The organism is Nautilia sp. (assembly GCF_053994455.1).
In genome coordinates, this window is sequence record NZ_JBMYAU010000133.1 from 1 (window position 1) to 9,830 (window position 9,830).

The 9,830-nt window shown below is 33.9% G+C and carries 12 protein-coding genes and 1 pseudogene; 12 read left to right on the top strand and 1 reads right to left on the bottom strand.

Going from position 1 to position 9,830, the window contains the following annotated elements; translation table 11 throughout:
• On the top strand, positions 1-182 hold a 182-nt coding region (locus ACXJIE_RS09365; protein ID WP_456480711.1), incomplete at its 5' end, for a flagellin.
• A 41-nt stretch (positions 183-223) separates the two neighbouring features.
• On the opposite strand, the gene ACXJIE_RS09370 is transcribed toward ACXJIE_RS09365, so the two are convergent.
• Positions 224-2,152, bottom strand: coding sequence for a motility associated factor glycosyltransferase family protein (locus ACXJIE_RS09370; protein WP_456480712.1), 1,929 nt, complete (start codon positions 2,150-2,152; stop codon positions 224-226).
• A gap of 66 nt (positions 2,153-2,218) precedes the next feature.
• Between ACXJIE_RS09370 and pseB the strand changes: the two genes are divergently transcribed.
• The 11 genes and pseudogenes from pseB to ACXJIE_RS09425 all read left to right on the top strand — a co-directional run bounded on the left by pseB (position 2,219) and on the right by ACXJIE_RS09425 (position 9,597).
• Positions 2,219-3,208, top strand: a complete 990-nt coding sequence (gene pseB, locus ACXJIE_RS09375) for a UDP-N-acetylglucosamine 4,6-dehydratase (inverting) (RefSeq protein WP_456480713.1) — start codon at positions 2,219-2,221, stop codon at positions 3,206-3,208.
• A gap of 13 nt (positions 3,209-3,221) precedes the next feature.
• Positions 3,222-4,325, top strand: a complete 1,104-nt coding sequence (locus tag ACXJIE_RS09380; protein WP_456480714.1) for an aminotransferase class I/II-fold pyridoxal phosphate-dependent enzyme — start codon at positions 3,222-3,224, stop codon at positions 4,323-4,325.
• Positions 4,322-4,987: pseudogene (pseF, locus tag ACXJIE_RS09385) on the top strand (pseudaminic acid cytidylyltransferase); the annotation flags it as partial. The gene ACXJIE_RS09380 and the pseudogene pseF, both read left to right, overlap by 4 nt.
• Before the next feature lie 108 nt (positions 4,988-5,095).
• The gene (locus ACXJIE_RS09390; RefSeq protein WP_456480722.1) at positions 5,096-5,353 is read left to right on the top strand and encodes a type II toxin-antitoxin system PemK/MazF family toxin; all 258 of its coding nucleotides are present in this window, start codon (positions 5,096-5,098) and stop codon (positions 5,351-5,353) included.
• A gap of 72 nt (positions 5,354-5,425) precedes the next feature.
• Positions 5,426-6,241 carry a UDP-2,4-diacetamido-2,4,6-trideoxy-beta-L-altropyranose hydrolase gene (locus ACXJIE_RS09395; RefSeq protein WP_456480715.1) on the top strand — a complete coding sequence of 272 codons (816 nt, stop codon included), beginning with the start codon at positions 5,426-5,428 and terminating at the stop codon, positions 6,239-6,241.
• On the top strand, positions 6,177-6,734 hold the full coding sequence (locus ACXJIE_RS09400; protein ID WP_456480716.1) for a formyl transferase: 558 nt from the start codon (positions 6,177-6,179) through the stop codon (positions 6,732-6,734). The genes ACXJIE_RS09395 and ACXJIE_RS09400 overlap by 65 nt, the downstream gene beginning before the upstream one ends.
• On the top strand, positions 6,715-7,737 hold the full coding sequence (pseI, locus tag ACXJIE_RS09405) for a pseudaminic acid synthase (protein ID WP_456480717.1): 1,023 nt from the start codon (positions 6,715-6,717) through the stop codon (positions 7,735-7,737). Before ACXJIE_RS09400 ends, pseI begins: the two co-directional genes overlap by 20 nt.
• A gap of 51 nt (positions 7,738-7,788) precedes the next feature.
• Positions 7,789-8,160 (top strand): rhodanese-like domain-containing protein, encoded by a 372-nt coding sequence (locus ACXJIE_RS09410; RefSeq protein WP_456480718.1) that lies wholly within the window; start codon positions 7,789-7,791, stop codon positions 8,158-8,160.
• Positions 8,157-8,498 carry an arsenate reductase family protein gene (locus tag ACXJIE_RS09415; RefSeq protein WP_456480719.1) on the top strand — a complete coding sequence of 114 codons (342 nt, stop codon included), beginning with the start codon at positions 8,157-8,159 and terminating at the stop codon, positions 8,496-8,498. Before ACXJIE_RS09410 ends, ACXJIE_RS09415 begins: the two co-directional genes overlap by 4 nt.
• On the top strand, positions 8,495-9,214 hold the full coding sequence (locus ACXJIE_RS09420; RefSeq protein ID WP_456480720.1) for a DUF445 domain-containing protein: 720 nt from the start codon (positions 8,495-8,497) through the stop codon (positions 9,212-9,214). Before ACXJIE_RS09415 ends, ACXJIE_RS09420 begins: the two co-directional genes overlap by 4 nt.
• A 65-nt stretch (positions 9,215-9,279) precedes the next feature.
• Positions 9,280-9,597 carry a phosphate-starvation-inducible PsiE family protein gene (locus ACXJIE_RS09425; protein ID WP_456480721.1) on the top strand — a complete coding sequence of 106 codons (318 nt, stop codon included), beginning with the start codon at positions 9,280-9,282 and terminating at the stop codon, positions 9,595-9,597.
• The last annotated feature ends 233 nt before the right edge of the window (positions 9,598-9,830 follow it).

Below are 9,830 nucleotides of genomic sequence, written 5' to 3' on the forward strand. Positions count from 1 at the left end.
CAATTAACAATATTTCCGTAACACAGGTAAACGTAAAAGCGGCCGAATCACAGATCAGGGATGTGGATTTTGCTCAGGAAACTGCGAACTTCCAGAAATACAATCTTTTAGCACAGTCCGGAAGTTATGCTATGTCACAGGCAAATGCGGTTCAGCAGAACGTATTAAAATTATTACAGTAAAAAGCCCGAAAGCGGCTTTTTCTTTTTATTGTAGAAAGGGGTTATTTGATTTTTTCAAAAGGAAGGTTTCTTTTTTTAAGTTCTTTTTCCAGATTTTTAGCGGCTCTTTTAACCACGATTATTTGAGCGTTTATACTTCCGGCAAGCATAAAAAGCCATTCTTTATGATTCATAATCCAGTCTATGAGTTTTGCTTTTTTTTCTAATTCGGTATTTGAAGGTCTTACCATAATCTTAGCTAAGTCGAGTTCTTTGTTTACAAGATAGCTTTGTATTGTTTCGCCGTACATTACGGAAAGTTTTTTTGTTTCTAAAATGTCTTTTATTTTGTCTATTTTTTTTGAAAGTTTAAGCAGTTTTTTAAAATCTATCTCTTCCAGTCTGTTTTCTTCTTTTAATTTTTCGAGATTTTCACATTCCTTGGCGACGTCTAAAAATACTTTTTCTATTTTTTTTTGAACTTTCGTTCCGTAATTTAACATATTTTCTATTTTTCCGTGTGCCTTTAGGAGCAGGGTGTTTACGGTTTTTTCGGAAAGTTTTCTTAGTTTTAAAGTCTTTTTTGTTTTTGACGTGTCTATATATTTGTCCACCGCTTCTTTAAACGGCATTTCTACGGCGCCGTGTATTCTGGCGCCTCCTTCAGTTGCGTTTATTGTGAGTATGTTTTCTTTTTTTGTAAATTCAATGTCTTTTTCAAAAAAGTTTCTGAACATATTCCACACCCTTGTTGTTCTTATCGTGCCGTTTCCGCCGTATTTGGTCACATATTCGTCACTGTCTTTAAATTTTACCTCTTTTTTCCCTAAAACGTGTCCGTCCGAATGGGATTCTCCTTCTTCGCTGTAAGCCAAATCCTGACCTATAAGGATTATAGTTTTATATCCGAGAAAATAAGCAAGTTCGTAAGCCATATTAGCGGCGCTCATTCCTATTCCTAAATATCCGTATTTGTGCATACCGAAATATTTTGTATACCTAAATCCCCTCATGGGAAGGATTTTTTTTCCGTGTGAATATTTGAGGACGTCTTTGTGCTGTAAGGACGCATGAAGCATAATGATATCTTTTTGGAAATTTTTAGGGGTTTTTTTAAAAAATTCGCTTGTAAGCTGGACTCTTTCAAGAGATGTTACGAAATCGGGTTTTATTTTGTGTTTTGCAAGGATCGGAAGTGAGGCGTCAACACTTATTATCGTTATGTGGTTTTGTATTTGTTTTAAAAGAGGCAGCTGTTTTGCAAGGGACGGTCCGGTTGACACTATTACCGCCACGTCTGAAATTTTTTTATTTTTAAGCTGGGAAAAATGCGGGCTTGTAAGCATTAAAGGAATATTGTTAATATGGTGTTCGATTCCTATAAGAGTGTCTATCGTGTCGTTTCCGAAGTTTGTAACGGTCTGTTTTATAGCCCTTATTAAAATTTTATTCGTTTTGATAATGGATTCGGCGAAAAATTTTTCATAATAGTCGGAATATATATGTAATTCGAATGTTCGTGCAAAAAGCTGAACGTCTTTATGAATGAAGATTTCAAGAGCTTTGGCATATGTTAAATCATCGGGAATAATGATTTCGAGTTTACCGCTTAGAATTTCTTCAGAAAAATCAACTATATGCATTGCTATGTATATTATTTCCAAATTGGGTTCAAAAACAAAAACTTTTTTATGTGTGGGATTTGCAAAAAGAAGTTTTATGAATATGCCGTTTCCCAAACCGTAAAAAAACAAAACGGGATATCTTTCGTACAGTTTGAATTTTTTCTGTTTTTCTTTTATTTCTTCAAGAGGCTGTGTTTTGTAAACGGGATAGTTTCTTTGCATATCTATAATGTTTAAATTTATAGGATCTTCTCCCTGCTGTACCACTTCGAAGTTTTTATGTGTAGGTAGTGAAAAAATTTTTGATGCCAAAACCGGGTTTTTTTCAACGAGAGCCTGGATGTTTTTTTCGAAAATTACTGACATTTAAAGCCTTTTTGTTTTTATATCGGTTATTTTGTTAAAATTATAACAGTTTACAAAGGAGAAAATATGTTTAACGGGAAAAACATACTGATTACCGGAGGGACTGGAAGTTTCGGAAAAAAATATACGCAAATACTGCTCGAAAATTACAAACCTAATAAGATTATCATTTACAGCAGGGACGAACTTAAACAGTTTGAAATGGCGCAAATTTACAACGATAAGTGTATGAGATATTTTATCGGGGATGTCAGAGACAAGGAAAGACTCCGCAAGGCTATGGAGGATGTGGATATAGTGATCCATGCGGCGGCGCTGAAACATGTCCCCGTTGCGGAATACAACCCTATGGAATGTATTAAAACCAATATACAGGGCGCCCAGAATGTAATAGACTGCGCCATTGAGCTTGAAGTGGAAAAAATCATCGCCCTTTCTACTGATAAGGCGGCTGCCCCTATTAACCTTTACGGGGCTACGAAACTTGCAAGTGATAAACTTTTTATCGCCGCAAATAATCTTGTGGGAAAAAGAAAAACGAGATTTTCGGTTGTAAGATACGGAAACGTTATAGGAAGCAGGGGAAGCGTGGTTCCTTTTTTTGTCAATTTAATTAAAAACGGGGCAAAAGAGCTGCCTATTACCCATAAGGATATGACGAGATTTTTAATAACTCTGGAAGAAGGGGTTAAATTTGTTCTTAAAAATTTCGAAAGAATGCAGGGCGGAGAAATTTTTGTACCGAAAATTCCTTCCATGAAAGTCGTTGATCTTGCAAAGGCTTTATGTCCTGAATGCAAATTAAAAGAAATTGGAATAAGACCGGGAGAGAAAATGCACGAAGTTATGATTACAAAAGATGACAGATGTGTGGAATTTGAGGATCATTACGTAATAAAACCGACTATAAATTTCAGTTTTGAAGCTGATTATACGGTAAATAATCTGGGTGAGAAAGGAAAAGAAGCGGGATACGGATTTGAATATTCTTCTGGAGATAATGACTGGTGGCTTACTAAAGACGAATTTTTAGAAAAAGCTAAAGAATTTGTATAAACGGAGAACGGGAATGGAGAGTGGAGAATTAAATAAGTTTATTCCTTACGGCAAACAATATATTGATGAAAATGATAAAAAAGCTGTTTTAGAGGTACTTGATAGTGATTTTTTAACGACCGGACCTAAAGTTAAAGAATTTGAAGAAGCGTTGGCAGAAAAATTGGGGTTTAAATATGTTGTGGCAGTCAGTAACGGAACGGCTGCTCTTCATCTTGCAAGCAGGGTGCTTTTAAATGCGGGAGACAGGGTTGTGACAACCCCTAATTCTTTTCTTTCGACTTCAAATTCTATTCTTTATGCGGGAGCCAAGCCTGTATTTGTGGACATTGAAAGCAACGGACTGATTAATCTTGATTTGGCGGAGGAAGAGCTTAAAAAAAGGAGGATAAAAGCGCTTTATTTGGTTACATTTTCCGGACATCCTTTTAATGATAAAAAACTTAAATACATAAAAGAAAAATATGGTGTAAAAATACTTCTTGACAACGCCCATTATTTCGGAAAAGACGAAGGTGTTTGCGATATTGCGACATATTCTTTTCATCCTCTCAAACACATAACCACCTTTGAAGGCGGAGCGGTGGCTACTAATGATGCAAAAATATATAAAAAACTGCTTCGTCTCAGAAATCACGGAACGGTAAAAGATGACACAATGTATCCGTGGGAATATAAAATGGTGGATTTGGGTTACAATTATCGTCTGAGCGATGTAGCCTGCGCTTTGGGGCTTTCTCAGCTTCAAAAAGTCGATGTTTTTTTAGCTGAAAGAAAAGAAATAGCAAAATATTATTACAATAATCTCCCTGATAAAATCAAACCCCTTTATCCTTATGATGAAAAAAGCTCGTATCATTTATTCGTTGTGAGATATCCTTTTGAATCTTTGGATGAAAAAGCCGAATTTTTTATAAAAATGCGTCAAAAAGGAATAGGACTCCAATATCATTATATTCCTATTAATCAGCAGCCTTTTTACGTAAAAAAAGGATACTTTAAAAAATTTCCCGAAATGGAGAAATATTATTTGCAGGCTTTCAGTCTGCCGATATATTACGGTTTGAGTAAAAAAGAGCAGGATTATATCATTGAAAGTATGGAGGAGTTGCTTTGAATTTATGCGTAATACCTGCCCGTGGGGGGAGCAAAAGAATTCCAAAAAAAAATATTAAACTTTTCCACGGAAAGCCTTTAATTGCTTACAGTATAGAAACCGCTAAAAAATCGGGGCTTTTTGACAAAATAGTGGTTTCAACAGACAGTGAAGAGATTGGGGAAGTTGCAAAAAACTACGGGGCGGAAGTTCAGATAAGACCTTCTCGTTTAGCGGATGATTATGCCGGAAGCATTGATGTTTTTGAATATGTGATTTCTCAAAACGAAGGATTCGAGTATGCCTGTATGATTTATGCTACCGCTCCTTTTTTGAGGGTTGAATATTTAAAAAAAGGGCTTGAAAAACTAAAAAACAGCGATTCTTGTTATTCTTTTGCCGCCACCACTTATGATTTTCCAATCTGGCGGGGATTTGAGATAGTTAACGGAAAGGCTCAAATGTTTTTCCCTGAATATATGGAAAAAAGAAGTCAGGATTTAAAAGGAGCTTTCCACGATGCGGGACAGTTTTATTGGAAAAAATTAAAATGCGGGGAAAAATTCAGGTTCGACGGTAATATTCCGATTTTGATTCCGAGATATCTGGTTCAGGATATCGATACCTTAGAAGATTTTATAAGAGCTGAAAAAATGTTTAAAGCTCTGAAATTAGATGAGTTTGACAAATGGAATACTCTTAAAAAAGAGATACATTTCAAAGATAAAAAAGTTTATATTAAAGAGGGAAGAGTGTATTTAATTATAGTCGGATATAACGTTGAAGCTGAAGTGTATGGAAAAGGAGAATATTTTTTAAGACCGGTGGTTGTTTTAAAAAAATTAAGCTCAAAAACCTTTTTAGGTATTCCTTTAACTACGAAGGATAACGGTTTTTTGTCTTTTATATATAAAAATGTTACGAGTTTTGCAATGTTTAATCAAGTAAGAACGTTTGATGTTAAAAGAGTATTTAAATATCACGGCCTTATGAAAAGAAATGATTTTTATAAGTTGAAAGAGGAATTTAAAAAATTCATTTCCCTCTAAAAAGAGGGCGGGGGCTCTTCCCTCAAATGAGGATGACCAATATAAAAATATTATAGCATAAAGGAAAATTATTTGCAACTTTTAAGAGTGGATTTCGGAAGTAAAATCGGATTTGGACATTTAAAAAGAGTGGAAGCCTTTTTAGAATGGAGAATGAAGAATGGAGAATGGAGAATTGTTTGTAAGGAATGTGATGAAAAATATACCGATATTCCTCTCATAAAAATAAAAAACAACGATGAGTTTTTTGAAGTTGTAAAAAAACTAAGTCCAAAAAAGGTGATAGTCGATAATTATGATTTTACTTTAGAAGACGAAAAGAAATTTAAAGAGCTTTTTCCCGAAATTAAGTTAATATGTTTTGATGATTTTGAAAAGGAGCATTTTTGTGATGAGGTTGTAAGTCTTAATCCTTGTACCAAGCATAAAAAAATAAGGCTTAAACTCAAAAAAAGGTATATTAAAAGGGACGGGATAATGATTTGTATCGGAGCCACGGATCCTAAAGGCATTATTTTTAAAATTTTAAAATATTTAAATGGAAACATTCATATTTATACCACATCCAAAAATCCGAATTTAGATAAACTCAAAAGAGTCGCAAAATTAAAAAAAATAAGCTTTCATATCGACAAAGACACTAAAACGGCTCTTTTTAAACACAAATTTGCAATAGTTTCCGCTTCGACTCTAAGCATAGAGGCGCTTGAGGCTGAAATACCTTTTATCGCCATTAAAGTAGTAGAAAATCAAAAAGAAATTGCAAAATGTTTGAAAAAATTAAGAGTACAGGTTTTAAACCTAAATGAAATAAGGAAGTTAAATGATATTATTTTTAACAAACAATTCAATTTCAAGGCCTCTGCTTATCTGGTTAAAAAGATTTGATAGAGTGGTTGTAAAAAAAGAAAAACTAACATTAAAAGATTTAAATAAAATAAATCCCGATTTAATTATAAGTTATAATTATCGTCATATAATTTCAAAAGATATTTTAAAACATTACAAGATTATAAATCTTCATATTTCATATCTTCCATACAATAGAGGTGCTCATCCAAATATTTGGTCACACATAGAAAACACTCCATCAGGGGTTACAATTCACTATATAGATGAGGGTATTGATACGGGAAACATTATTGCACAAAAAAGGATAATTATTAATAAAAAAGAAACTCTTAAAAGTTCATACAGAAAATTGCATTTTCATATTCAGTTACTTTTTAAATCTATTTTTAATAAAATAGAAAAAATCAAACCTAAAAAACAAAAAGGTAAAGGAACTTTCCATTTAGGTAAAGAATTAAAAAACATTAAACTTAAAAATGGCTGGAATACTACTATTGAGGAGTTAATTAATGAAAATAGGAAAAATTGACACATCAAAAAAAGTTTTTATAATAGCAGAACTTTCAGCAAATCACGGTGGAAGTTTGCAAACAGCAAAAGACACTATCTATGCCGCAAAAGAATCTGGTGCGGATGCCGTGAAGCTTCAGACGTACACGGCTGATTGGCTGACCGTTGAGTGTAAAAAAGAAGATTTTATTATAAAAGGTGGAACGCTTTGGGACGGTATGAGTTTATATGAGCTTTATAAAAACGCCGCAATGCCTCTTGAGTGGCACGAGGAACTTTTTATTTACGGCAGAAGTTTAGGGCTTGATGTTTTCAGCTCGCCTTTTAGCAAGGAAGCGGTGGATTTTTTGGAACAGTTTAACCCTTGCGCGTATAAAATAGCTTCGTTTGAAATTACGGATTACGGTTTGGTAGATTACGCCGCAAGTAAAGGCAAGCCGGTGATAATTTCAACCGGTATAGCCTCGCTTCAGGAAATTCAGGATGTGGTGGATATCTGTAAAAAAAGAAAAGTTGAGCCGGCATTTCTTAAATGTACTTCGGCTTATCCGGCGCCAAGAAGTGAAGTAAATCTGAAAACGATACCGGCTATTAAAGAGATGTTTAACGTGGAAGTCGGGTTTTCGGATCATACCCTCGGAATTTCCGCTCCCATTGCGGCGGTAGCGACGGGTGCGAGAATAATCGAAAAACATTTTATTCTAAATAAATCTCTGGATTCTCCCGATAAAAATTTCAGTCTTACTCCTGCTGAATTTAAAGAAATGGTAAAAGCCGTAAGGGAAACGGAAGAAATGATGGGAGAAGTAAATTTCAAACCTAAAAACGGGCGTCAGTTTGCAAGAAGTCTGTATGTGGTGAAAGACATAAAAAAAGGAGAGACTTTTACACATGAAAATATCCGTTCAATCCGCCCCGGATTCGGGCTTCATCCGAAGTTTCTGCCTGAGATTTTAGGAAAAAAGGCATGTAAAAACTTGCAAAAAGGAGACAGGCTCAGATGGGAGGATATAACGGATTGAAAAATAATAGAGATATGATAAAATTACTTCAAAAAGTAAAAAGGATAAAAATTGTTTGATTTTTTTACTAAGGGAAGAAAACTTAAACTCGGGGAAGAAAAAAGAGCCCCGAGAGCAGACGCATTTCCTACTTATGAATTACTAAAAGAAATAACCATTATTGATATTAGAGATAATGAGGAAGTGGAAGAATACGGAAAAATGCCAAATTCTATAAACATTCCTTTTAATTGCGGTTTTACAGAAGAATTAATGAAACTCGATAAAAATAAAAAATACGGCTTAATGGATTTAAGAGGTGTTTATATTCATGAAGCGGTGGAGCTGGCAAAAGAAGCGGGGCTTGATGCCGTTGAACTTAGAGGAGGGTTTTTTTATCTGAGTGAAGTTATGAATCTTAAACCCGTGAAGGAGGAGAAATGAAAATATACGGAATAAAAACTTGCGGAAGCGTGAAAAAAGCTCTTAAATTTTTTAAAGATAACGGAATTGAATATGATTTTCACGATTTTAAAAAAGAGCCCGTAGGATGCGATAAGATTGACGAATGGATTGCAAAAGCGGGGATAGACGTGCTTTTCAATAACAGGGGTACAAAATACAGAACCTTAAAATTAAAAGAGCTTAATCTTGACGAAAACGGTAAAAGAGAGTGGCTTTGTAAGGAAAACCTGCTTATAAAAAGGCCTGTAATAGAGCTTGATAACGGAGATGTAATTGTAGGGTTTGATGAAGAAAAATATAAGGAAATTTTTGCATGAATCCGGCCGTAATAGTAAGCAGCGTAGGAATAGGTGCGTTAATCGGATACGTTACGAATTATGTGGCCATTAAACTGCTTTTCAGACCGTATAAACCGTTGAAAATAGGCGATGTTACCGTATTTCCGCAAGGTGTTATTCCGAGGGAGAAACAAACTATGGCAAGAAAAGTGGGCGAAGTTGTAAAAGATTATATTTTAAGCGAAGATGAGATTAAAAAAATAATTTCGCAAAAAGAAGTAAAAGAAGAAATTGTAAATTTTATCGATACAAAGATTGAAAAGATTTTGGATAAGAAAGTTACCGAATTTATGGAAAAAGAGGAAATTATTGAAAAAATCTCATCTTTTATAGAAAAGTTTGTAGCCGAGAAGTTTCCGATGTTTGCAAGTTTTGTGAGCGGCAGTGTGATTAAGTCCGTTTTTGAGGGGGTGAATTTTGATGTCAGGGTAAATGAAATATTAAATTCAAACAAAACGAAAGATATTATAAAAAACGAAATAATCACATTTTTAGAAGCTGAGGTTCCTAAAATTTTCATAAAAGCAAATATTGATAAGATCGTAGAAGAGAGAATTTCGAATTTTGATGAAAAAACACTTGAGGATATGCTTTTTTCACTTATGAAAAAGCACTTCAGTTTTATTAACTTTGCCGGTGCGGCACTTGGGGCGGTAATCGGGTTTGTTCAGTATTTCGTTGTTACCAATATGTAACCGTTAAAAGGCATAATTCCCTTAAAAAAAGGGAATTATGAAAATTATTAAAGAATATTTGGAAATTGTACTGGCACTTATTGTATTTGATTTTGGTTTTAAAGTATGATTTTTACTCGATTCTTGCTTTAATTTTAGAACTTATGGTTATTATAGAAGTTATGCAGATGCTTTTTATATTTTTCAAAAAACAGAGAATAAAAATACGTTTTATGGTGGACGCTTCAATTATTTTTTTTATCAGGGAACTTCTGATATCCACCACAACCCACAAACCTTTAAAAACAATGTTGGTATATGTGGGTTTGATTGGGATATTTTTCTTTTTCAGGTATTTGGCGCTAAATGTTACATATTGCGATAATGAGATTAAAACTTCGTAAAATAATACCAAACCACAAATCATTCCTTACAATCAAATTTAGAATTCCAACTTTCTATAATCCAATGAAACCCACAAAGTTGTTTTATATTTTCTTTGTTTTTCATATAATACCAATTCCAAGATATTTAATAACTTTGATATAATAACGATATGGGAATACTAAGATATGATAGATTAATCAAAGAGAGTAAAGAAGAGTTGGAAGAGTTGTTAAAAAAAGAGAGAGATGTA